The sequence below is a fragment of the Marinomonas sp. IMCC 4694 genome (assembly GCF_008122525.1).
Lineage (GTDB): Bacteria > Pseudomonadota > Gammaproteobacteria > Pseudomonadales > Marinomonadaceae > Marinomonas.
The window spans coordinates 859,196-883,973 of record NZ_VSRV01000001.1 but is presented as its reverse complement, the minus strand read 5'-3'; the positions used below and the strand labels follow the sequence as shown (position 1 = coordinate 883,973).

Genomic DNA, 24,778 nt, shown 5'->3' with positions numbered 1-24,778 from the left:
TGACGGAATAATTGACGGTAAATTATGCAACCTAGAATCAATATTGCAATGAAAGCAGCCCGCGCCGCGGCAGAATACATCGTTCATTCACAAGAAAAACTTTTGTTTGATAAAGAGCAAGGTCAGTCGGCCGAACAAGTGTATCAAACCGTGTGCTCCGGCGCTGAACGCAGCATTGTTTACCACTTAGAAAAAGCCTACCCTGGCGACACCATTACCACTCGCCTTCAAGGCACAGTACAAAATGGCAACGAAGGTGAATGGATTGTCGATGCCATTCAAGGGCAGCACTTATTTTCTCGCGGCCTGACCGGCAACGTCATTACCATGAGCTATTTAGTTGCTGGTAAAGTGGAGCACGCTCTTGTGCTAAACCCTCACACCAAAGATGAGTTTTACGCCAGTAAAGGCCGTGGGGCTTATCTAAACAATTCTCGAATCCGCAGCAGTTCAGCTCGCACCCTTGAAAACGTTACCGTTGGCGCACAATTTCCTGGCACCGATCGCTTAATGCCGTCCATGTCTGGACAGTTTGCTGTGCTCACCGACATCGCTCGTCAGGGTGCTCGTGCGGTCATGCAAGATTCACCCGCATTGCTGCTTGCCAACGTCGCGGCCGGTCGCCTAGATGCGGCTTGGGGTATTCAACTTCAAGAATGGGAAATGCAGGCACCGCTGTTTATTGCTAAAGAAGCGGGTTGTTTGTTCGCAGGCTTTGATGGCTCACCAAGCCTAGAAAAAGGCAATGTGCTATGTGCGTCGCCACGATTATTTAAAGTGCTATTGCCAATGCTAAACAAGCACTTAGGCTAGTCAAACTGGCAAAGTACACGGCCACTATTACAGCAAAAAGGGCGACTACAACAAAAAGGGCGACTTTTCTAAGGAAAAGTCGCCCTTTTTTTATACCCTTTTTTATGCCCTTTTTTATGCCCTTGTTATTCTAATGCTTATGGTGATGATGGTGTTCGTGGTGATGTTCATGCACATCTGCCTCGTGGTGATCATCCGCGGCTTGCTCCTCACCAGGATAGTACAAACCAATATCTTGACGAATTTCATCAAGCGTCGCGATGAGAGCCAAGCTGTCTTCCCAGCTGAAATTCGGGCTTTGCAATAGACCTTCCTCTAAACAGCGGTTCACCTCATCGACTTCAAACTGGTAACCCTGCCCAGGAAAATCAATGGAGACAACACGCTCTGTGTTGTCCGCACTGACAATACGGCAAGACTTAGCCTTGTACCATGGTGAGTCAATTTCGATATAACCCTTAGAACCAGATAACGTTGCACGGTTCGGATTGCACGAAATCAAAGAAGCGTCTAACGACGCCAACTGACCCGATTCCCAACCTAATAAAATTTGCTCAAACAGATCCACTTCTGTATCGCCAATCACCGCTTGATTTTGCACAAAGTCCGGCTTTCCAAAGAATAATTGAGCCAAAAACACGGGATAAATACCAATATCCAATAAAGCACCACCGCCCATTTCCAGTTTCATCAAACGGTGCTCTGGGTCCGTTGGCGCCACAAAATTAAAGCTCGCCTGAATGCTGTTTAACGCACCGATTTCACCGTCTTCAACCCACTCAATCACTTGTTCAATCACAGGATTAAAGCGTGTCCACATGGCTTCCATGACAAAAACATTGTGCTCCAACGCCAAGTCATACAATTCTTTTGATTGTCCTTCATTGAGCGTAAAAGGCTTTTCACACAACACCGCCTTACCCGCTAAAATACAGGCCTTGGCTAAATCAAAATGGTACACATGAGGCGTAGCAATATACACAACATCCACTTCATGGCTATTGATCAGTGAATAATAATCAACAAACGCCAATTCGATATCAAACTCTTCCGAAAACGCGTCAGCAGAGGCTTTATGACGAGAAGCCACCGCACGCAGTTCACCGGCCTTAACATGACAAAAATCACTGGCAAACAAATGCGCAATATGGCCTGTCCCAATAATACCCCAGCGTATTTTCTTCATAGCATTCTCTCCGTCATCATCGTAAAAAGCATTTCCATTAAAACGCGCTCAGTTTGACGTGTAAGCCAACTAGAGTCCATGCGCATTTTCAAGCGCTTGAATGCGCGCATTTAATGTTTGAATATGCGCTTCTAATGCCTGAACCTTGGCTTCAAGCTGTTGCGTATACTCCTCGGTCGCAACCGTAGCCGAAGCCGAGGAAGCTGTCGTCACATCAGGGCGCTCAGAATCAGAGCAAAAACACTCTTGATACCGTTGCTCGCGCTTTCCAGGCTCTTTTGGTAACGGACAAACATAAGGCCCACCAGTCTTGCTCTGTAAAGACAACAAAGCCGCTTCTACCTCCTCACGCGAGGCAAAATTATGCAAACGACCGCTACGAGAACGCAGCTCTCCGGGCGTCTGAGCACCACGGACAAACAGCAAACATACGACCGCTGTTTCGGCTGGCGACCATTGCAGGTCAGAAAATTCGGTATTGCAAAACCTATGTTGATACTTACTCACACGACTGCTGGACGCATTGATCTCGGTCACTAAGCCACGAGAAACTAAAGCATCGAGTGCGTCTTGAACATCTAACTCGGTCAATTGAGTCACGGGGTCACGGTTGGATTTTTGATTACACGCGTTAAGCAGCGCGTTCACACTCAGCGGATATTGGTCTGGCGTCGTCACCTCTTTTTCCATGAGGCAGCCAATAATACGCATTTCAATAAAACTCACTTGGTGATAACTCATCATGATTTCCTATTCACTTTTACGAGATTTTTTAAAGGTTTTTAGCGGCATAACCAAAATATCGATCAGGGTAGCCGGTTGATACTTGGTAGTACCCGGCATACCAATGTTTAATGCGGCGTCGCCCTGTAAAGCTTGGTTGCGTTTGCTTCGAAAAAAGGCATCCCATATACTTAAAAAGAACCCGTAGTTACTGTTGGCTTCTTCGCTGACACGAGAGTGATGAATACGGTGCATATCCGGCGTCACCACCAGTACCTTCACCCACTTTTCCAGCCGCGGCGATAATCTGACATTGGTGTGATTAAACATGGCAGACGCGTTGAGCAAGACATCAAAAATCAACACGGCTTCAACTGGAATACCAAACACCCATACCGCCGAGGCTTTGATACATAAGGATAAAACAATTTCAACTGGATGGAAGCGAATCGCAGAACTCACGTCCAGCTCAGGGTCGGAATGATGAACACGATGCAATCGCCACAACAAAGGCACCCGATGAAACAACCGATGCTGCCAATAAATTAGGCCGTCGAGCAAAAGTACGCTAATGATCACGATCGACCAAAAAGGCAACCCTAACTGACTCAGCCAGCCCGTGTCTTGATTCGACAAAGCCACCAATGACAACAACAAAGGCTGAAACAAACGGACGCACAGTGACCCAAGCATCAACAAAATTAGATTATGACGCCAGCGCTGCTTCCACTGTAACAGCGGCCCCCTTGGCGCAAGCCATTGCCATGTCATGAGCGAACTAAACACCACTAAAAAAATACTAATACGAACGGTAAAATCGATCATCTGTTCCTACTGTGAAGACATCTAGCTTGGTTTAAGCCATAAAACCATGTTTTTCCAAAGCCACTTCGATTCGCGTCATCGCTTGATGCAACACCGATCGAGGACAGCCAAAATTCAAACGTACAAAATTCGGATTACCAAAATCAGCACCGTTTGAGACCCCAACTCCCGCGTCCACAAAAAAACCGTAAGGATCGTCTAATAACAACGCAGACACATCAATCCAAGCCAAATACGTGGCTTCCAAATTCGCCATTTTCAACGGTGTTTTGGCGAGGCGCTCAATCAGAACATCGCGATTTTGGGTTAAATAAGTGAGCAAAGACTGATGCCACTCTTGCCCTTTCTCGTAAGCCGCGGTTGCGGCGGTCAATCCCAGCAAATTAGGAGAAGGAATAAGGCCAGCTCGCTCTTGCTGGAACACCTGGCGCAATGTGGCGTTTTCAATCACGGCAAAGGCATACCCCAAACCCGCTATATTAAACGTTTTGCTTGGCGCCATTAACGTAACCGTTCGATTCGCTGCCTCTTCATTTAAACTGGCGAAGGGTACATGCGGTACATCGTCTAAAATCAAATCACAATGAATCTCGTCACTGACGACCACCAAATTGTACTTTTCAGCCAGCACATGAATGCGCAACAACTCCGTTTTGGTGTACACGGTTCCACCTGGATTATGCGGATTGCATAGCAGAATCATTTTGCTTTTAGGGTCAGCGCACGCCACTTCAAATTGCGCCATATCGAGCACCCAACGCCCTGCCTCTATTACCATGTCAACATGCAACACCGTCCGCCCAGACAACTCGGGCGCCTTGGTTAAATGGTAGTAGACAGGGCCTGGTACAACCACAGCGTCTTCCTTGTCCGAGTAGACTCGAACGCTCAAATGCAACGCACAGACCAAACCTGGCAAATGCACGAGATCACCGACAGAAACAGACCAACCATAGCGTTGAGAAAGGTGTTTTTGAATGGCGTTTTCCAATGCTTCCGGCGTTTTAGTGTAGCCGTACACACCTTGCTCAACGCGTTGATTTAACGATTCTTTAATGCAATCTGGCGCATCAAAATCCATGTCAGCGACCCACATAGGGATTACACTTTCAGGATACTTCGACCACTTTTCACTGTGGCTATTAGATCGGTCGACTAAGCCATCAAACATCGAAAAAGAGGCATTCATTAAACATCACTCCCATTGTGTATTTACCGTTATAATTAACATGATAAAACCAGCAAACACCAGCCAAGCGACACAAAAAACGTCTTTTTTTGGCCGAAAAAAACACAATAGTTATCTCAAACCGACACAATGCCACACAAAAAAGACCAAAAAATATTTTTAAAGACTAAATTCTTTTAATAATCAAACAGTTAAATTAATTAGAGAACTAAGTTTTCAATTTGTCAAGGGTTGACCTAAATCACACAATCAGCCTACTATAGTTTTCATTAAACGGCTGTTTAATAAAAAAGGATCCTAAATGCCTAAAGTTGGAATGCCTGAAATTCGCAAACCTCAGCTCATCGAGGCCGCCATAAAAGCGATAGACAAACACGGCTTTGCGGGAGCGACCGTGAGTGTCATTGGCAAAAAAGCCGGCGTATCTCCCGCCATTATTAATCACTACTTTGGCGGCAAAGACGGCTTATACGAAGCGACAATGAAAAGCTTAATCCGAGAGTTTTTTGAGATATTGTCCATCAGCATCCAAAAAACAAAAGAGACGTCAGCCAAACACAAAGTCATGGCGATAGTCGTCGCCAGCTTTAGTCAATCGCAAACGCACCCTCAAGTGGTTAAAACTTGGATGGGGTTTTGGGCATCCGCCATGCACAAGCCGGCTTTGTATCGGTTGCAGAATGTCTATTCACGACGTTTAAACACCGCGTTAGTCTGTGTGCTGAAAGAAGAATTCAACACAAAAGAAGCGCGTAACATGGCGCTCACCGTAGCCGCCATGATAGACGGTATGTGGCTACGCGGTTCTTTAGCCGGCGGTATTGACAAGCAAAAAGCGGCTGAACAAATACAAAATTACTTGGATTTAGCGTTTCAACATCGCGCTCACCATTAACCACAGCACTAGGCACTGTTAACGTTAAGCACTATTGCTGTATGAATTATTACTGGGCACGCCAATAAAATGAGCGTTGCTCAATGTTTCAGGAGTTCACGTTCAGTGCCGTTATTCGGCACTGTATTCGCTCATTCATTTTGAGTTCAATATAAAGAGGGTACATCTATGTTGCTTAGCACAAAAAAAACGGTAATCGCTATGAGCCTTGCCGGCATGTCCGGCTTAACCATGGCTGCAGATTGTTCAACGGTGCGTTTTTCTGACGTGGGTTGGACAGACATCACAGCAACCACCGCCGTGACCAGTGAAATCGTCGAAGGCCTAGGCTATAAGACCAAGACTCAATTACTGTCTGTGCCCGTGACATACACCTCTCTTGCGAATGGCGACATTGATGTCTTTTTAGGCAATTGGATGCCAACCATGCAAGCCGATATTGAACCTTACCTTAACGCCGGTACGGTCGAAGATTTGGGCGCTAATTTAGTAGGTGCAAAATACACCATCGCGGTCAGCAAAAGTGCGTTTGATGCCGGCGTAACGGATTTTGCTGACATTGCAAAATTTAAAAAAGAATTTTCTGGTCGTCTGTACGGCATTGAACCTGGCAACGATGGCAACCGCATCATTCAAGACATGATCGACTCCAACGCCTTTGATCTGGGCAACTTCCAACTCGTTGAATCCAGTGAAGCTGGCATGCTGTCGCAAGTAAGCCGCAATGCACGTCGAGATAAATGGATCGCATTCCTAGGCTGGGCCCCCCACCCCATGAACGCCAACTTTGACATGGAATACCTTTCTGGTGGCGACGACTACTTTGGGCCTAACTTTGGGGGCGCTAATGTTCACACGAATGTGCGCAAAGGCTTCGTTCAGGAATGCCCGAACATCGGCAAACTGGTCAGCAATCTTGCTTTCACGTTACCAATGGAAAACGAAATTATGGGCGCCATTTTAGACGAGGGCAAAAAGCCCGATGCCGCGGCGAAAGCATGGCTCAAAGCTCACCCTCAAGTGCTTGATACTTGGCTCACTGGCGTTACAACAGCGTCTGGCGCAAATGGTCTTAGCGCCGTTAAATCGCACCTAGGCCTGTAATATTTTGAGCACCATGCTGGTGTATTACTAGCAGCTAATCGCTGTGTTGGCCAAAAATGGCGAACACAGCGTCATCAAACGAAAGGGAGCACACATATGAATTGGCTAACGGAGAACAAAATCCCGCTTGGCGCTTGGATGGAAAACTTTGTTGATTGGCTGGTTACCGCAGCTTCCGTATTTTTTGACCTCGTCTCTATCACCTTAGAAACCCTTATTGTCACGTTAGTTGACGCCATTGAATACCTTCACCCAATTGCGGTAATTGGCATCGTTTTAATCGGCGTTTGGTTTTTACATCGCAGCATAGGCTTACTGATTTTTATCACCGCGGCACTTTTGCTTATTATCAACATGGGGTACTGGATCGAAACCATCCAAACCTTAGTCTTGGTTGTCTCAGCCACCACCATCAGCGTCTTAATTGGTGTTCCTATCGGCATTGCCGCCGCGCATCGCCCCTGGCTTTACACCATTTTACGACCCATTTTAGACCTGATGCAGACCATCCCCACGTTTGTGTATTTGATCCCCACTCTCATTTTATTTGGCTTAGGCTACGTCCCGGGACTGATCTCCACCATCATCTTTGCCATCGCAGCACCAATTCGTTTGACGTACCTTGGCGTAAGCAAGGTGCCAAACGAATTGATCGAAGCGGGCTTGGCGTTTGGCTGCACCAAGTCCAAATTATTGTATAAAGTCGAATTACCGGCCGCCATGCCAAACATCATGGCCGGGGTGACTCAGTGCATTATGTTGTCCTTATCTATGGTCGTGGTTGCCGCGCTGGTTGGCGCCGATGGATTAGGGAAGCCGGTTGTTAGAGCGCTCAACACGGTAAACATTTCTCAAGGCTTTGAAGCCGGCGTTGCCATTGTTTTGGTCGCCATCATGCTTGACCGCATTTGCAAGTCTCCATCATCGAAAAACGAGGGATAAGGTATGCCTGTTGTAATAATTGAAAACGTCGATATCGTCTTCGGTGAAAACAAAGCAAAAACACTGCCGCTTATGGACAAAGGCCACACTCGAGATCAAATATTAGGCATGACTGGGGACGTGGTCGGTGTGCAAAACGCCAACATAGAAGTCAACGAAGGTGAGATTTGCGTCCTAATGGGTTTATCAGGATCGGGTAAATCCACCTTATTGCGAGCGGTAAACGGCTTAAACAAAATCGCCCGCGGACGCTGCCTCGTCAGAGATGGTGACGACATGGTCGACATGGCCAAATGCAACGACACCCAACTTCGTCACATGCGAACGCATCGCGTGTCCATGGTGTTTCAGAGCTTTGCGCTCATGCCATGGTTGACCGTACTCGAGAACGTGGCTTTTGGTTTGGAAATGCAAGGCATGCCCAAAACAGAGCGACTGATAAAAGCGCGCGAACAATTAAAAATGGTCAGTTTAGACAAATGGGCAGACAAAAAGCCCGACGAACTGTCCGGCGGTATGCGCCAGCGGGTAGGTCTCGCCCGAGCGTTCGTGATGGACACAGATGTCTTGTTAATGGACGAGCCTTTTTCTGCGCTCGATCCCTTAATTCGTTCTCAGCTACAAGACGAATTAATCGAGCTGCAAAAACGCCTCAACAAAACCATTATTTTTGTTAGCCATGACCTAGACGAAGCGCTAAAAATTGGCTCTAAAATTGCCATCATGGAATCTGCAAAAATCATTCAAGAAGACGCTCCCGAGCAAATCGTGCTGAACCCCGCCACGCAATACGTCGAAAAGTTTGTCGCTCATACCAACCCATTAAATGTGTTACGTGGCCGCTCACTGATGACGCCATTGTCAGAGCTGGTAGTGTCCAATGATCGCATTGCGGTCAGCGACAATATTTGGATGACATTAGAAAACAACAATACACTGGCCAAGATACAAGGCCCCCATGGCGAGCTTCCTACCGCCCGTTGGACACCCGATATGAAGCTTAGCACTGTACCTGACAATACCGTGTTTGTTGTGCCCGCGAGCATTCCCATGCGCGATGCCGTCGAACTGCGGTATCACTCCAATCTTTTCATGGTGTTAGAAGAGCACGATCAGTGCATCGGGATTTTAAACGATCACAATTTTTATCATGCCTTGCTCGGTAAACACTTCACAAGCGAACAGGCCAAAGCGTAATCCATTCGCACAGGATTCCCTGTAAATGCGAGGACTAAACAAGACAAACACAAATCAAATCAAAGACAAACCATCACAGGTTTGCCTTTGATTTTTGTACTTTAATAGCCTATGTACTTACCAGCAGACTGAGGCTCTAACGTATACAAAGACTGAACGACAAAACCATTCAAATGACTCAACCTAAGGCGTTTTTATACACTCCTTTTTATTAGCTCGATTAGTGATTGCAATCGAAAATTCAATCGGTATAGTCTGCCGAAATAATAACCAACTCAAATCTTAAACCGCACAGCAAACCACTCAAAAATACAGCGTTACTCGCTCAAGAAAGGATAAGACATGTTAAAGCAAACCCTATTCCCTATCTGGAGTCTGCTCATCGGCATTGCCATTTTAACGATGGCAAGTGCCTTGCAGAGCTCATTGATTGGTATTCGGGCTTCAATCGAGGCGTTTAATACCACCGCCACCGGCTTGATCATGTCAGCCTATTACCTTGGCTTTATCATTGGGTCTTTATTAGTGCCTACCTGGGTGAAAAATGTCGGGCATATTCGAGTGTTTGCTGCGGTGGCTTCCTTGGCGTCGATCACTATTTTGATGCAATCTGTGGTGGTCAATCCTTGGTTTTGGATGCTCATGCGCATGGGCACCGGCTTATGCTATGCCGGCTTATTTATCGTGACGGAAAGCTGGCTAAACGACATTGCCACCAACAAAACCCGTGGGCGCTTGTTTTCGATTTACATTATTGAAATTTGGGCCAGCCAAACCATCAGCCAATTTTTATTAAATCTGTCGTCACCAAGCGGTTACGGCTTGTTCATTTTAACCTCGGTTTTGATCTCATTGGCTGTGGTGCCCTTATTACTGGTACGCACACCCTCACCCACAATTAACGTCCCGGAAAAGCTCAATATACTAGGTCTAATAAAAACCGCTCCACTGGGGGTTACTGGAGTCACCATCGCTGGAGCAACGTCTGGCGCGCTGCTTGGATTGGGCGCCTTGTATGCCAAAAGCATCGGCATGAACATTGCCGAAATATCGATTTTCATTGGTGCCAGTTACGTGGGCGGCATGTTGTTACAATGGCCCATAGGCAAACTTTCTGACCGCCAAGACCGACGTGTTACCATGTTGTGGGTCGGTGTTGTCGGTGCCCTAGCCGCTTTTATCGTACCACTGGGAGGTGGTGTTAATAACCAAATACTCATGATGATTGGTATGTTTGCGGTGGGGGCTTTTACCTTCCCCATGTATTCTTTGGCGTCTTCCCACATGAATGACCAACTGCGTCCAGAGCAAATTCTGTCCGCCAGTAGCGGCATGATTTTACTGAACGGTGTCGGGGGCATGCTGGGGCCTCTTATCGCCGCGGCGCTCATGGACACCCTACGAATAGACGCTTTATTTTGGTTCGTTGCCGCACTGAACTTATCGGTGGCGCTGTTTGCCCTATATCGCATCAACCATCAACCAGCGATGATCATCGAAGACCAAGGAGATCAGATTCCCGTGGCTTTAACTGTGTCTTCTGTTGCTACTGCAGAAATGCTGGTAGACGCTGACTCATCGTCTGCCCCGGAAGAAGAAAACCCTCACGAAGTGGAAATCAAACTGTAATCCCCATACATCGCCACCCCTTAGAATCACATAGGTTGCGTGGCGATTTTCAAGGCAATACTCCAAATTAACAGCGCATTAACGCGATTAAACCAACGCCAAAACGCCGCTTTTTCGAGCCATTTTGCACACATTTTTCCCACCAGCGCCAACGACAAAAACCACACCACCGAGGCTGTAATACCGCCCAACACAAACGCCCACTTATCGCCTTGCCATTGATTCGCCAAGCTGCCCATTAAAATCATCGTATCCAAATAAAAATGCGGGTTCAGCCAAGTCACCGCAAACCCCATCATACACAACGGCCACAAGGCGAGTCGTTTACCGACTTGTTCCAAAATCAAGTGCTCTTCTTGAAACGACGCGCGCCATTTGCCCCACGCGAACCACACCAAAAAGCCTACGCCCGCCCATCGAGACACCGACAGCAGCCAATCATGACTTTGTAAAATCAACCCCAAACCAAATGCGCCTAGCGCAATAGAAAGCGCGTCACTTACGATAAACAACAGCGCAATAGGAAACGCATAATGCCGCTTCAGTGCTTGCTCTAATAAAAAACTGTTCTGCGCGCCCACCGCGATGATCAACCCACCGCCGGTAATCGCACCACTCAAAAATGCCAACATGGCTGTTTCCTTAATCATCAAATTTCGCTTGATCTTACTCGACGCAGCCTTTAGATTAAAATTAATTTAATTAAAACTTCATTAGAAAAATTAATAAATAAAAAGCAAAACAGGAAAATAGTAAAACAGCATGATGGATTACAAAGCACTCACCAGCCTTCACGCCGTACTGACATTTCAAAGCTTTGACAAAGCCGCCCATTTTTTGAACCTAACGCAATCGGCGGTATCGCAAAACATCAAACGGCTCGAACAAGAATACGGTCAACCCTTGGTGATTCGAGCCAGACCCGTCATCGCCACGCCTTTGGGCGAGCAACTGCTGGCGCATTTCAACAAGGTCTCCTTGTTAGAAGAAGGCATCAAAGAAAACATCACCAGCCAGCAAGCGCGCCACCCACTGAAAATCGCCGTTAACAATGACGTCCTGGCCACCTGGTTTACTCAGGTCGTTCATGACTTCTCAAATACCGACCGCAACATGCTGCACATCAAAGCCGCCGACCAAAATCAAACCCGCTCATTATTGCAAAATGGCCAAGTAGTGGCTTGCCTCAGTCAAATTGGCACCCCCGTCGCCGGCGGAGACTCTGTTTTTCTTGGCTACATGCACTACGAATTGGTCGCCACTCCACACTTTATTGCGCATTACTTACACAGCGACCTCAGCACGGCATCCATTTTACAATCGCCCTCACTCATTTACGACGAACACGACGAACTCTGGACACGCTACCAAAACGAATGCCTAGGCGCGTCTGCCACCATCAGCAACAGCCACTGGTATCCTTCGTCGCATGGTTTTGTCGAGCTGGTAAAGGGTGGCACAGTCTGTGCTTTGGTTCCAAGTGTTCAAGTAAAACAGGACGTACAAAGCAAGAAACTCATCTCCTTGCGACCAAACAAACGTCTGGCCTTGCCTCTTTATTGGCATTGGTACAAACTTAACTCCTCTGTATTGGACCGCTTGACCACAGTCATAAGAGACGTGACAAAAAAAACCTTACACTGAAAAAGGGCTACAGGTCAGAACGGCTCAATGACACTGACATACCCGCTTCTTTAGGGCTGTTATTACACAAATATTTTAAGGAAAATTTATGATTCGCAAATGTCTCTTCCCTGTTGCAGGCTATGGCACCCGATTTTTACCGGCCACTAAATCCATGCCCAAAGAAATGCTGCCCATCGTCAACAAGCCTTTAGTGCAATACGGCGTTGAAGAAGCCGTCAATGCTGGCCTAGACAACGTCACCTTCGTGACAGGTCGCGGTAAACGCGCCATCGCCGACCACTTCGACATCAGCTACGAGTTAGAGCATCAAATTTCCGGCACCAGCAAAGAAAAATACCTCGATGGCATACGTCACCTTATCGACAACGTCAACTTCTCTTATACTCGCCAAAACAACATGTTAGGGCTTGGCCACGCCATTTTATCTGGCGAACCGCTCATCGGCGACGAAGCCTTTGGCGTAGTATTAGCCGATGACCTCTGCTTTGGGGAAGACGAAGATGGCGTGATGGCACAAATGGTCAAACTCTATAATCAGTTCCGCTGCACCATAGTCGCCATACAAGAAGTGCCGGAAGACGAAGTACACAAATACGGCGTAATCAAAGGCGAATCCATGATGGAAGGCTTATACCGCGTCACCGACATGGTGGAAAAACCCACAAAAGAAGAAGCGCCTTCTAACTTGGCTATCATTGGTCGCTACATCCTAACGCCTGACATCTTTGACAAAATCCGCAACACGCCACCGGGCCGCAACGGTGAAGTACAAATCACCGACGCCATCTTGCAACAAGCCACCGAAGGCTGTGTTCTCGCGTACAAATTCAAAGGCAAACGCTTTGACTGTGGCAGTGTGGACGGCTTCGTCGAAGCCACCAACTATTGCTACCAAAACATCTACAAAGACCCGACTGACGCTTAACCTTCCATTGCGCACCATAAAGGTGCGCAATATCACCTCAACTCACCCCAAATACACCTGACTCAACCACACACTCACCGGCAAAGTCACTACCGACAACAAGGTTTGCATCGTAATGTACGCCGACATTTTTTTTGCATCGCCGCCTAACTGACGTGCCAACGCATACGCTGATGTCGCCGTTGGCACCACCCCAAATAAAACCGCCACCAACGCCGGCAAACCTCGCACATCCAGCCACCAGCACATCAAGCCAATCACCAAAGGAAACACCACAAAACGCGCCAACGATGACATCACAAAACTCATGCCAACAGATCGAACCGTCTCAAAACGCACACTCGCACCAACGGCCAACAGCACCAAAGGCAAGGCCGCCTGAGACAACATACTCAGCACATCAGAGACTAAAATAATCGGCGTTAGCCCTAATAAATTCAAACTGCTGCCCAGCACAATCGACACAATCAGAGGATTGCGAATCAAGGCACCACTTAACAAACGCGGTAACGAAGCAGACGAAGCGCTCGCCGAAGACGGCCCGTGCATCAGCGTCATCGACACCACCAAAAACACATTAATAGACGGAATCAACACCGAGGCGCCCAACGCCGCCAACACCAAGCCCTCGTTACCGTACAAACTGCCCGCCAATGCCAACATCACAAAGGTATTAAAACGCACACCCGCCTGTAACATAGACGACGCCGTCGGCGCCACCACCCCCATCAGCCACGTACTGACAAACACAAACACCGCCGTCACCAACAAAGCAAACAACAAAATAAACGCGTACTTAGGCAACATGGGGCTACTGAAATCGATCTGAGACGTTTTGCTAAACAACAACGCCGGAAACAACACCCAATATGACAAGGTATCGACCCCAGACCAAAAACCCTCCATCGGAAAACGCCAACGCTGACACACGGCTCCCACCATCAACAGCAAAAAAACCGGCAACACAGAAAGAGAAAGAGAAAACACACATACCCCTTAAAACAGCGTCTAGCCTTAAAAAAAGCCTTTCACCTTAAATAAAACGGTTAAATTGAAACAAGCTGCCAATCTTGCGCGGCCAATTGCGCTACAAACCACGACAAACCTTTGCCAGGATCATCCTTACGCCATGCCAAATACGCCCTCTGATTCGGCCGTGGCAATTCACACTGACGCAACACCAAACGCCCAGAACCTAACTCATCAACAATACGATGCTTGGGCAAATACCCCACACCCAAACCCAGACATTGCGCTTGGATTTTACTGCGCATCGTATCAACCCTAAGCACTTGGCGGCTCTCAAAAACACCACTGCTGCGCGCGGGCAAAATTTTTGAACTGTCAGCCACCACAATAGAAGGATACTGGCGTAATTGCGCCGTTGTAATCCCCCCTTGCGTTAGCGCCAACGGATGCGTCGGCGCCACTGCGAACACAAACTCTATCTCACCAATCGCCCGAATATGCACATTTCCCTTTGGCAGCTCGCCCGTTACACCAATAACCAAATCGACCCGATTATCCTGCAACGCATCCCAGCCACCACCAACCGCTTCTTCCGACAAGGTCAATTCCACTGGTCGATTTTGCGCTAAAAAATCCCCAACAACAGACATCAAAGGCGACTCTAATAATACTGTATCCCGCGCTATTCTTAACTTCGGCTCCCAGCCAGACTCAAGCTGTTTAACCGAATCCTCCAAGCGCATGGCCGCGTCTAAAATCGCCCGCCCCTGCTCTAACACCAAATGCCCTGCAGGCGTTAACACGGCTTTTTGCCGAGAACGATCAAACAACGCCACACCCAAATCGTCTTCCAGCTTCTTCACCGTATAAGTCAACGCCGATGGCACCTTAAACAACGCCTGCGCCGCCGCTGAAAAACTGCCCAACTGATGAATCGCCTCCAACACTCGCAAGGCTTCTAACGTGACCGCACAAGACATACCACACCTTTGTTCAATTTTTTTGAAATACTAGCTCAAAACCTTTCGATTTTCTTTCTTTTTGGCAACTACTACACTTGGCTCATACCGTCAAACAGGGCGACAGCCCATTAAGGAGACAGACTATGATTACACTACGAAATGCCCAAGACCGTGGACACGCAAACTTTGGTTGGTTAAACAGCCATCATACTTTTTCATTTGGCAGCTACTACGACCCACAGCAAATGGGCTTCTCAGACCTGCGCGTCATCAATGATGACACCGTCACACCCGGCGCAGGTTTCGAAACTCATGGCCACAGAGACATGGAAATACTCAGCCTAGTATTAGAAGGCACCATCGCCCATAAAGACAGCGCAGGCAACGTAAAAGAACTGCCCGCAGGAGAATACCAACTCATGTCCGCAGGCAAAGGCGTTTACCACAGTGAATTCAATGCCTCTAAAAAAGACATGCTGAAATTCCTACAAATTTGGATTCAACCAAATACACTGGGCGGAGAACCGGGCTACCAACAGAAAGAATTTAGCCAAGCACAAGGCTTCACCACCATCATCACCCCTGATGGAAAAGATGGCACACTGCACGTTAAACAAAACATGCAACTCATCCAACTGATCCTAGAAGATCAGCAACAAGCCACATGGCAAGCCGACAGCAAACGCCATTACTACGTCCATGTAATCGAAGGCGAACTGTCCCTAGGCGATGGCATCACCGTTAAACCTGGCGACGGCGCAAAAATCGAAAAAACATCAGAAATTAACTTTGAAAGAATCAGCAAGCAAAACGTCAAAGCTCTACTGTTTGACTTAGTGTAATCACCAAAAATATAAATGCCGACCTTGTATGATGATCTTAATGGCTATTGAGGTGTATTCTTTAGTTATTATCGGGAGGCCGTGCCGACCTTGAGGCAGTTTACTGACCTCGTTTGTAGAGTGGCCCCCGCCTCATTTACTCATCTCGAAGAGTATCAAGAAGCACCCAAAGGTGACTTCGTATTACAAGGTTGAGTGGTAAAAAGTACGAGGTCAGGGACCGGTAATTATTATCTAACTAAATTAACGAGTACGCAAACCATGAGTACATTTGTAGGTATTGATATCGCGGCAAAAACCGTTGATCTTGTCGTACGTCAGAATGATAAAAATAGTTCCGTAAAAACGTTTCAACAAACACCTGGCGGTAGAGCAACACTGATCGAATTCTTACAAAAGCATCATCCGAAATTGATCGTAATGGAGGCCACAGGGATCTATTATTTAGATTTAGCCGTTGCCCTTCATGATGCCAAAATATCTATTAGTGTGATTAATCCCAAGAGCTTTAATCACTTTGCTCAGATGAAGTTAGCGCACAGTAAAACAGATAGTATTGACGCTGCCTTGCTGGCGGAATATGCACAACGCATGACACCTGAAAAGTGGACACCTCCTCATAAAGACAAACTAAAATTACGAGATATATCAAGACAAATCAATCGTTTAACAGGTGACTGTACTAAAGCAAAAAACCGCTTACATGCCATGACATCTTATGAAGGAACGTCTTGCGTAGTTATTCTTGATGAGCAAGAGGGTATTGCATCTTTAGAAAATCGTATTCAGCGTTTGCGTACGGCTGCTCTAGAAATGATTAAAAGCGATGCTGAAATAGTGCAGCAATTTAATAATATTCTAGCGGCTAAGGGCATTGGAGAAGTCTCGGCTATTGCCATGCTAGGAGAGCTGATTATTTTACCAGAAACACTTAAGGCCAATCAGGTTAGTCGATACGCTGGTTTAGATGTACGGCTTAACCAATCTGGTAGCAGCCTCAACCGTCCAGGCAGGCTGAGTAAAGCGGGTAACACTTATCTACGCTGTGCGCTATTTATGCCAGCGATGTCAGCTGTTCGTCATGACCCAAACGCAAAGGCGTTTTACCAAGCGTTAATCGCGCGAGGTAAGAAAAAGATCCAAGCTATGTGTGCCGTAATGCGCAAAATGCTGACTGGAGTCTGGGCGTGTTTTAAATCAAACACGCCTTTTGATTCATCAAAATTATTCAGCGAGGAACATAAAAAAGCTTGCGCTTAAACAGAGTATCTGCAAAAGATTAATCTTTAAATGTTTTGTAGTCACGGCTTCAGCCCGACAAAAAATCCTTCACAAAACCGTGGCAGCTCGAAAAAACGTTAAATACATCGAATTCGATGGGGTTAAAAATTTCTAAGCCGCCTGTTCGGCGGTGAAGTCAAGCGTTCGCTGATCTCGGCGCACCTACTTTTTCTAAGCTGCCTGTTCGGCGGTGAAGGAAATAAGCGCAGAGTTTAAAGCTCTGAAACATTTCTAAGCCGCCTGTTCGGCGGTGAAGCGGTATACACCAAAATGTTCAATCTTGACGACGTTTCTAAGCCGCCTGTTCGGCGGTGAAGATCTGCGCTAATGTGACGAGGTGCATCAACATTTTCTAAGCCGCCTGTTCGGCGGTGAAGTTGGGTATAGAACAACGCCCGTTTTCCCAAAATTTCTAAGCCGCCTGTTCGGCGGTGAAGTCCAGCAAGTTAACCCAATTACAGCGGTGTAATTTCTAAGCCGCCTGTTCGGCGGTGAAGACAGACTGGTTGCCCGCCGCATCTTTTGAGTATTTCTAAGCCGCCTGTTCGGCGGTGAAGAGCATTGGACGCGTTGTTCCAGTTGCCACCACTTTCTAAGCCGCCTGTTCGGCGGTGAAGTCAAGGTTGGCGGTGCGAAGTGCGGCTTTATATTTCTAAGCCGCCTGTTCGGCGGTGAAGGTAAGTGACGTTACGTAGGGCACTCTCATATTTTTCTAAGCCGCCTGTTCGGCGGTGAAGTTCTTGCGATTTTGGTTTTGCTTGGGTGTCACTTTCTAAGCCGCCTGTTCGGCGGTGAAGGTCAGCACTGAGCAAGTCAGCATCACATAAGTTTTCTAAGCCGCCTGTTCGGCGGTGAAGTCGCCTACAGCTATGGGCCAAAGGGCCTAGACTTTCTAAGCCGCCTGTTCGGCGGTGAAGCTTCGAACACATCTTCATCTACATCGAATGGATTTCTAAGCCGCCTGTTCGGCGGTGAAGGACACCAATAGTGACTCTGGCTCTTCCGATGTTTTCTAAGCCGCCTGTTCGGCGGTGAAGTTAGTGTGCAATTTTCGGGTTTCAGCAGTCAATTTCTAAGCCGCCTGTTCGGCGGTGAAGGTAACGTGATTTAGAAACAATTTTATGTGGTGTTTCTAAGCCGCCTGTTCGGCGGTGAAGTTTTTCGTGATTATATACGTGACTCGCTGAACTTTCTAAGCCGCCTGTTCGGCGGTGAAGCTGTCAGCGATACTGCGATCAAACCAGTATACTTTCTAAGCCGCCTGTTCGGCGGTGAAGGATTTGCTGCTAATGCCAGTTCAACGTTAGACTTTCTAAGCCGCCTGTTCGGCGGTTAAGCTACCCGATCAACCTACCTGGTCTACCTACCTTTTCTAAGCCGCCTGTTCGGCGGTGAAGATTCACGAAAATGGCAGCTATGGCGCGCAATCTTTCTAAGCCGCCTGTTCGGCGGTGAAGTTTCCAACCAACGGAACCGCGCTGGCCCAATGTTTCTAAGCCGCCTGTTCGGCGGTGAAGCTTGGATGAGCAAAGAGCGCTTTACGAACAATTTTCTAAGCCGCCTGTTCGGCGGTGAAGCGTCGCACTTCTCGGCGCTGAATAGCGTTGCATTTCTAAGCCGCCTGTTCGGCGGTGAAGCATAACAACACCTTTTTAGTGATTTGCAAAGCTTTCTAAGCCGCCTGTTCGGCGGTGAAGGTATACAAAGAGTTTCATAATACACACCTATCTTTCTAAGCCGCCTGTTCGGCGGTGAAGATTTTAGAGCAATTGAGAAGTGAGACTCTTGGTTTCTAAGCCGCCTGTTCGGCGGTGAAGCGGAGTGTAACCAATGGGCTGCTACTGCTGATTTTCTAAGCCGCCTGTTCGGCGGTGAAGATCACACTCATGGTATAACGGTTAATGCTGTATTTCTAAGCCGCCTGTTCGGCGGTGAAGAGGAGTGTAACCACTGGGCTGCTACCGCGAATTTTCTAAGCCGCCTGTTCGGCGGTGAAGTTTTATTTGATCACTGTCTGTTTCTTTGATTATTTCTAAGCCGCCTGTTCGGCGGTGAAGGAGTGTGTACCAAGCTGTACAAGGATGAGCAATTTCTAAGCCGCCTGTTCGGCGGTGAAGACAGTACGAGTTTTACAATAGCATCTAGTTCATTTCTAAGCCGCCTGTTCGGCGGTGAAGAATGGTGCGCAGAAATACCCCTAGCCGTTGAATTTCTAAGCCGCCTGTTCGGCGGTGAAGGCACGGGACCTACCGCCTAAAATCCGACGCGTTTTCTAAGCCGCCTGTTCGGCGGTGAAGTGCTTAATGTGGTGACGACCATCATGCTCACTTTTCTAAGCCGCCTGTTCGGCGGTGAAGTGCCTCTGATAACTGTGAGATCAACACGTCACTTTCTAAGCCGCCTGTTCGGCGGTGAAGCATCGTCTAGGGTGTAGGTTGGTTGATCTTCTTTTCTAAGCCGCCTGTTCGGCGGTGAAGAGCTGTTAATCGCTCGGCCAATGTTGCTACTTTTTCTAAGCCGCCTGTTCGGCGGTGAAGTACGTTCCACCAAAAAAGCAAACGTTCACCAATTTCTAAGCCGCCTGTTCGGCGGTGAAGAACAGGGCACTTTGTGCTGGAGTACTAAACATTTTCTAAGCCGCCTGTTCGGCGGTGAAGGCGTGGTAAGCGTGGTAAGCGTGGTGCTAACTTTTCTAAGCCGCCTGTTCGGCGGTGAAGAGATTGCTTATATTGATGATAGTTTTATTACTTTTCTAAGCCGCCTGTTCGGCGGTGAAGATTGAACGGTTGATTCAAGATGGCCGCTCTAATTTCTAAGCCGCCTGTTCGGCGGTGAAGGTGAGGACGTGGCAGAGGTGGCGACTAAATTATTTCTAAGCCGCCTGTTCGGCGGTGAAGTGGCTGTGCAAAGGTGCTGGTAAAGTTAGTTTTTTCTAAGCCGCCTGTTCGGCGGTGAAGTCCACTGCCATGCTAGGCAAACACATTGCTATTTTCTAAGCCGCCTGTTCGGCGGTGAAGCAGTGCCACCGCTCGACAGTGATCAATGTTTTTTTCTAAGCCGCCTGTTCGGCGGTGAAGTTTCGGATGGTTCTTTTGCTATCACGGTTGATTTTCTAAGCCGCCTGTTCGGCGGTGAAGTGGAGGTGTTGGCGTTGTCGGGGGGACGTACTTTTCTAAGCCGCCTGTTCGGCGGTGAAGCTTCCTTGAAAGGTTTAAATTCAACCCGCAATTTTCTAAGCCGCCTGTTCGGCGGTGAAGAGTATTTTAATGACAAAAAAATGAGTTACAACATGCAGTTAGATAAAATTTGATTATTTTACCTATATAATTTTCACACATTGCAACTCATTGTTTTACATGGATATTTTTAAAGGGCTATTTTTATTCATTAAAACTTAGGTAAAGCACCTTTTGCACTTAATCCATACGTATTGAATTTAACGCTATTACTCGACGGTACAGTCTCTTTTCGGGTAATGCTCATGCAGAACTCATTATCACTATGTAAGCTTTTCATTCGAATAAAGGGCAACGCTTTATCTTCTTTAGCCATGCTGTACCCTTTAAAAAATGCGGTTGCTTGCTCTACTGTTTCATCATGACGCTTCATACGTCGCTTTATGTGTTTATCCGGCGAACCCGATTTACGCCGGCGATTAAACGATTCATAGCCAAGTACCTCATTCGGAACGTCTGCTATGTTTTTTATATGCACGTAGTCATCAAGACGATTTAACCATTTTCCAAGATTCAAGTGTTCTAAATCGCTTTTATCATTTGCAAACAGTCTTAGTTTATTTCCAATAAAACCGACTTTGTCTTGTGACTTAGCTTGGTATTTAGGAAAACTCACTGCGACAGGCACTTGCTGGTTGTCATCTTGAGATTCTACAAGAGCAAGGTGGACTTGCATCATGAGCTTTGACCACAAAAAGTGAACGCCAATATCTTCACTCGGTAATAAGGTTATGTCTATATAGTGCTTCATAACCTTCTCCTTATTTATCACTCTCTCCGAAGACACCACCACGAACTAACGTCGCTATAACATAATGTTCGTCTTCAACTCGAGTTAAGGTTTCTCCACGTGCCCAGCCATCAAAGAAGGTATAAAAATCTTGTTTGTCTTTTGGTGTGCGGAAGGCTTTACCAAGGTTGGTAACGGCGCCGTAAGGTTCAACAGCGATAGGGCCAACAGACAACTCTGGATCACTATAATCTGGGTACCAGGTGTCGATGGTTCGCAAAGCATTACCCAGTTTTTGTGAGTGCATTGCGGCGACATCATTCACGTGATAAAGAATTTTGCTCTTTTTGTTTTTATCATTACCCTTGTCTAAGACAAGCTCTTCACTTGGATACACCTCTTGAGCACGCCCCATTAATGTAAAGCAGCTAATGTCTAGTAGAATAAAGTCATCTTCGCTGGCCAAAGCTTTGGCAATAACGTGAGTAAGCTGGTCAATTTTGGCATCTTGGGTGTCAAAGTGGCGCGTACTAATCTGGGTAGCATCAAATGTCCATGACTCTTTGACAGCGCTATTTTTCGCGGTTACATGCACTTCAATTTTTTCTGCACCAACGCGGTTACGCCATAAGAAACGCGCATTGGCAATGTTGGTAGCATAACGATGAGCCAACTCGGTGAATCCGTGCTTTTCTACATAAGCCTTAGCCGCTTCACTGTAACTTTTCTTAAAATTTGCGTTGTTACAAGCCGATGGTTTGGAAATGCCACCGAGTACTTTGACAGTAAATTGTAAATTCAAGGTGTCTTGATTTAGGTCGAGCGAACAAGCGTCGACTCGTTGTAAGTTGGCACTTTCAACCTTCGCATCCAACTTAGCTGGGTCTTTTGCAAAAGCGACCTTATCAGTGTTTTTAAAACGATTTGAAATGGTGCCACGTACGGATTTTTCTTTTAATGCTAGAGGCGAGATTTTGCTGCGATCCGCCCACGTTGTGCCATACATATAGCCATCGCTTAGTACCAATTTTTTCTCAAATGCCAATACGGAAGCTGTGTCATTTTTAGCCATAATAAATATCCTTTTTAGTGGTTTAATTAATCAGAATTCTGATTCGTCGTCTTCATCGGTAACCGTTGTGGCCGATGCTAAGTGCGCATGAGACGCTTGATGACAAAGGTATACATCACCCTCTGTGTGGTAACGCCATAACATGTCTTCTATTCTTTTGAGCCGATGGGGCATTTTGAACTCACCTAATGTCACTATACTTTCTGCGAAGCGATGTGGCACGTCTGGGTCTCGTTGATTTTTTGCCTCCCCAACGTCACTGATAGCATGGAACCCTGTGGCGATGGGAACGAGCCAGCCAGCGGGTTTATCGTTAACAAGCTTTCGATGTCTACGCCATTCTATGGTTTCATTTTCTTCTTCGTCGATAAGTCGATCACAAGTATGGTGAATCGCTAGATAATCAATGAGTGCTTCAATGGCATCAGCGCCGCTTTCCATGGCGTCCACCATGAGTTCTCGTCGTTCGATCAAAACATACCCTGGCATTAAGGCGCGCTTTACTTTGTTCATGTCGTCCTCTTTGCCTTCTTCACAGACAAGGCAAAACGGTGCTTTGAAACCTTGTATATCACCGCCTGCGATTTTCATGTGGGAATTAAGTAACTGTGTGACAGAAAAAAGTAAGCCTTCTTGCTCATCTAGGGTGATTTTGTCGAACTGAATCACCAAGCTAACATCAAGGTGGCAGCGAGCTTCTTCGATGAAAGACGATCTTGCGCCTGTTTTATCCAGTGGGTTCCCAGTACCAACGATAGAATGAACAAAGTCATTGCTCCCTTTATGGGTTTGCAAATTAAGATCATGGCAAACAACACCTGTCGCTATAAAGTCAGCGGGAATGTTTTTAGCATTGAGCTTTCGCTGTAATGCATGAACCGCCCCAAGCCATGCTGTCATGGCAGGAAAACCAATGGTAAATGGGCTAGATAAGGCATTGGCGTTATGAACACGCAAGTGCGGGATAATTAATAGTTTCTTAATTTCACCACTCATCGCAGTGCCCCCTTGTTTTCTTCCGCTATTTTTTCCATATGCTTACGCTCTGCAAGACCTAACTTGATGGCTTTTTTACCTAATACTTTTTCGTAACCATAAAATACAAAAGTGGTGATCGATTGAATAATTTCATCTAGCCAATCGTCTGACATTTCTCTTAAGGTTTCACCTTGTGGGCATAGCCATGTTGTCTGCGCTTTGGATAATTGACTGGCGCTGTCTATGTATTGCTCTGAGGCAACGGCTCGTACCTGCCACATTTTTTCAATAAGATGATCAATGATCTGCTGGTATAGCTCGTCTCTATCTGCCCGAATGTGCATGTTATTATCGTCTCGTTTATAGAGCGTATGCAGCTGATGAAATAACGCTCTGCATTGGAAGTAATGCACGCTTTGTTGGAAAAAATCGACTTTAGGGAAGTGCGTATCGCGGTTTTTTAACGCGGGTGGTACGCTCATTAAAAGGTGGGCTTTGCCCCCATTTTGGTTATTCAATACGCTGATATTTCGTGGCTTGGTACCGCCATATCCGATAGTGGTTAAATCGTATATTTCACGGAAACCGTTGTGGTATTCATTGGATTTTCTCTTGTCTCGGGCACGTTTTATTTCTTCGCCAAAGCGCATCTTGTCGAGGCGTTGACGCAGTTCGAAAATAATCCCCGATGCCGTGAGTAGCGATAGTTGATGATAGGTTGTTTCGCCATGTTGCTTGGCAATAGGAAAATACACTTGTTTAATTTTGGAGTTGGTAATCACCTCATCATCGTTTGCCGACATGGCTAAAAAGCCTTGTTTTACTGTCTGATAACTGTGTTCTTCATCGGCATTCGGGAAGGTGAGTAAGACTTGCGCTAATTCAGAGTCTTGTTCCAAGTGTTGCAATACGCTTTGTCCATCGTCCGTAATCAGGGTCAGGAATTTGTACACGTCAAGGGCGGCGGCATTACCCAGTGCATCCGCCGCTACGGCAACATTGCCTGTTCGCAAAAAACCATCACTCTTCTTTCGCCCATAAAAAATTATAGGAGTCACAAACGTATAATTCTTCTTATTCTTCTCACCTACTCCAGTACTTGGATGACTAAACTTACTGGGATGAGTCGAGATAGACATTTGCCCTGCTCTTTTTGCTGCATTCGGCAACCAGTTTTTTAGCGCAAACACGCTCTCACATTCTTGCTCTTTTTCGGTGACTTCCAGTTCTGACATAGATGCACTTAGGTTTTTCTTTAACCAAGCCGCTTTTCTTTCTTCAAAGAAAGCCGAGATACTTTGATCCATTATTTTCTCCCTTTTCCCATTTACACAACTTTTTTAGCTGCTATACGCTGCAATTGAAGACCTTTTTCTGAAATAAAAATCACTTCTCTGTTTTCACCAAGTCACTAATCTGACTATTCCTTTCTCAAAAGGTGTTTTACTAGCAATGCAATAAAGTTTTTATTGGTTACTTTTCACACATCATACATTCAATAATAAATAAATCAACCATGTAGCAATGAAATTTTTAAAATTGGTCGTTGATGACTTTTAATTGTTAACTCATTACAATCCAGCTCTGCTAATCGAGCAGCTTAGAAAATGTACCAATGTAATTACACTGCCGT

21 protein-coding genes and 1 CRISPR repeat array are annotated in these 24,778 nt (G+C 46.6%); of the genes, 10 read left to right on the top strand and 11 right to left on the bottom strand.

From position 1 onward, the window contains the following. Nucleotides 1–24: 24 nt before the first annotated feature. Nucleotides 25–813, top strand: coding sequence for an inositol monophosphatase family protein (locus tag FXV75_RS04055; protein ID WP_148831298.1), 789 nt, complete (start codon nt 25–27; stop codon nt 811–813). A 130-nt stretch (nt 814–943) separates the two neighbouring features. On the opposite strand, the gene FXV75_RS04050 is transcribed toward FXV75_RS04055, so the two are convergent. From FXV75_RS04050 to FXV75_RS04035, 4 genes are all read right to left on the bottom strand, one after another. Beyond that, nucleotides 944–1,999, bottom strand: a complete 1,056-nt coding sequence (locus FXV75_RS04050) for a Gfo/Idh/MocA family protein (RefSeq protein ID WP_148831297.1) — start codon at nt 1,997–1,999, stop codon at nt 944–946. 69 nt (nt 2,000–2,068) lie between these two features. After that, complete coding sequence (locus FXV75_RS04045; RefSeq protein WP_148835208.1) at nt 2,069–2,740, bottom strand: YceH family protein; 672 nt, start codon at nt 2,738–2,740, stop codon at nt 2,069–2,071. 9 nt (nt 2,741–2,749) lie between these two features. Next, complete coding sequence (locus FXV75_RS04040; RefSeq protein WP_148831296.1) at nt 2,750–3,547, bottom strand: sterol desaturase family protein; 798 nt, start codon at nt 3,545–3,547, stop codon at nt 2,750–2,752. 31 nt (nt 3,548–3,578) lie between these two features. Next, the gene (locus FXV75_RS04035; protein ID WP_148831295.1) at nt 3,579–4,736 is read right to left on the bottom strand and encodes a MalY/PatB family protein; all 1,158 of its coding nucleotides are present in this window, start codon (nt 4,734–4,736) and stop codon (nt 3,579–3,581) included. Nucleotides 4,737–5,037: 301 nt separating this feature from the next. On the opposite strand from FXV75_RS04035, the gene betI reads away from it, so the two are divergent. The 5 genes from betI (at nt 5,038) to FXV75_RS04010 (ending at nt 10,503) form a co-directional block, all read left to right on the top strand. Further along, nucleotides 5,038–5,631: a transcriptional regulator BetI gene (betI, locus tag FXV75_RS04030; RefSeq protein WP_148831294.1), complete on the top strand. Its 594-nt coding sequence runs from the start codon at nt 5,038–5,040 to the stop codon at nt 5,629–5,631. Nucleotides 5,632–5,832: 201 nt separating this feature from the next. Further along, nucleotides 5,833–6,735, top strand: a complete 903-nt coding sequence (locus tag FXV75_RS04025) for a choline ABC transporter substrate-binding protein (RefSeq protein WP_410428252.1) — start codon at nt 5,833–5,835, stop codon at nt 6,733–6,735. Between the two features lie 96 nt (nt 6,736–6,831). Then, entirely contained in the window at nt 6,832–7,677 is an 846-nt protein-coding gene (gene choW / locus FXV75_RS04020) for a choline ABC transporter permease subunit (RefSeq protein WP_148831292.1), read from the top strand. Between the two features lie 3 nt (nt 7,678–7,680). Beyond that, complete coding sequence (gene choV / locus FXV75_RS04015; RefSeq protein WP_148831291.1) at nt 7,681–8,874, top strand: choline ABC transporter ATP-binding protein; 1,194 nt, start codon at nt 7,681–7,683, stop codon at nt 8,872–8,874. A gap of 342 nt (nt 8,875–9,216) precedes the next feature. Continuing rightward, on the top strand, nt 9,217–10,503 hold the full coding sequence (locus FXV75_RS04010) for an MFS transporter (RefSeq protein WP_148831290.1): 1,287 nt from the start codon (nt 9,217–9,219) through the stop codon (nt 10,501–10,503). Between the two features lie 26 nt (nt 10,504–10,529). Here the strand turns inward: FXV75_RS04010 and FXV75_RS04005 are convergent, their stop codons facing one another. Further along, complete coding sequence (locus FXV75_RS04005; RefSeq protein ID WP_148831289.1) at nt 10,530–11,135, bottom strand: LysE/ArgO family amino acid transporter; 606 nt, start codon at nt 11,133–11,135, stop codon at nt 10,530–10,532. 130 nt (nt 11,136–11,265) lie between these two features. On the opposite strand from FXV75_RS04005, the gene FXV75_RS04000 reads away from it, so the two are divergent. Both FXV75_RS04000 and galU read left to right on the top strand, forming a co-directional pair. After that, nucleotides 11,266–12,147 carry an ArgP/LysG family DNA-binding transcriptional regulator gene (locus FXV75_RS04000; protein ID WP_148831288.1) on the top strand — a complete coding sequence of 294 codons (882 nt, stop codon included), beginning with the start codon at nt 11,266–11,268 and terminating at the stop codon, nt 12,145–12,147. 88 nt (nt 12,148–12,235) lie between these two features. Next, nucleotides 12,236–13,075, top strand: coding sequence for a UTP--glucose-1-phosphate uridylyltransferase GalU (gene galU / locus FXV75_RS03995; RefSeq protein WP_148831287.1), 840 nt, complete (start codon nt 12,236–12,238; stop codon nt 13,073–13,075). A gap of 42 nt (nt 13,076–13,117) precedes the next feature. On the opposite strand, the gene FXV75_RS03990 is transcribed toward galU, so the two are convergent. Together FXV75_RS03990 and FXV75_RS03985 are read right to left on the bottom strand one after the other, a co-directional pair. Continuing rightward, nucleotides 13,118–14,062 carry an AEC family transporter gene (locus FXV75_RS03990; RefSeq protein WP_148831286.1) on the bottom strand — a complete coding sequence of 315 codons (945 nt, stop codon included), beginning with the start codon at nt 14,060–14,062 and terminating at the stop codon, nt 13,118–13,120. Nucleotides 14,063–14,121: 59 nt separating this feature from the next. Next, entirely contained in the window at nt 14,122–15,024 is a 903-nt protein-coding gene (locus tag FXV75_RS03985; protein WP_148831285.1) for a LysR substrate-binding domain-containing protein, read from the bottom strand. 125 nt (nt 15,025–15,149) lie between these two features. Here FXV75_RS03985 and FXV75_RS03980 point away from each other — a divergent pair, with 125 nt between their 5' ends. After that, a complete protein-coding gene (locus FXV75_RS03980) occupies nt 15,150–15,848 on the top strand; it encodes a pirin family protein (RefSeq protein ID WP_148831284.1) in 699 nt (232 codons plus the stop codon). 261 nt (nt 15,849–16,109) lie between these two features. Beyond that, nucleotides 16,110–17,108 (top strand): IS110 family transposase, encoded by a 999-nt coding sequence (locus FXV75_RS03975; protein WP_148831283.1) that lies wholly within the window; start codon nt 16,110–16,112, stop codon nt 17,106–17,108. A gap of 129 nt (nt 17,109–17,237) precedes the next feature. Next, nucleotides 17,238–20,386: direct repeats of the CRISPR family, unit length 28 nt; unit sequence TTTCTAAGCCGCCTGTTCGGCGGTGAAG. Nucleotides 20,387–20,516: 130 nt separating this feature from the next. On the opposite strand, the gene cas6f is transcribed toward FXV75_RS03975, so the two are convergent. Genes cas6f through csy1 form a run of 4 tightly spaced genes read right to left on the bottom strand, consistent with a single transcriptional unit; the run spans nt 20,517 to nt 24,452 of the window. After that, the gene (gene cas6f / locus FXV75_RS03970) at nt 20,517–21,116 is read right to left on the bottom strand and encodes a type I-F CRISPR-associated endoribonuclease Cas6/Csy4 (protein WP_148831282.1); all 600 of its coding nucleotides are present in this window, start codon (nt 21,114–21,116) and stop codon (nt 20,517–20,519) included. A 10-nt stretch (nt 21,117–21,126) separates the two neighbouring features. Beyond that, entirely contained in the window at nt 21,127–22,167 is a 1,041-nt protein-coding gene (gene csy3 / locus FXV75_RS03965) for a type I-F CRISPR-associated protein Csy3 (protein ID WP_148831281.1), read from the bottom strand. Nucleotides 22,168–22,197: 30 nt separating this feature from the next. Further along, complete coding sequence (gene csy2 / locus FXV75_RS03960; RefSeq protein WP_148831280.1) at nt 22,198–23,163, bottom strand: type I-F CRISPR-associated protein Csy2; 966 nt, start codon at nt 23,161–23,163, stop codon at nt 22,198–22,200. Further along, nucleotides 23,160–24,452, bottom strand: coding sequence for a type I-F CRISPR-associated protein Csy1 (csy1, locus tag FXV75_RS03955; RefSeq protein ID WP_222863084.1), 1,293 nt, complete (start codon nt 24,450–24,452; stop codon nt 23,160–23,162). The genes csy2 and csy1 overlap by 4 nt, the downstream gene beginning before the upstream one ends. Between the last annotated feature and the right edge of the window lie 326 nt (nt 24,453–24,778).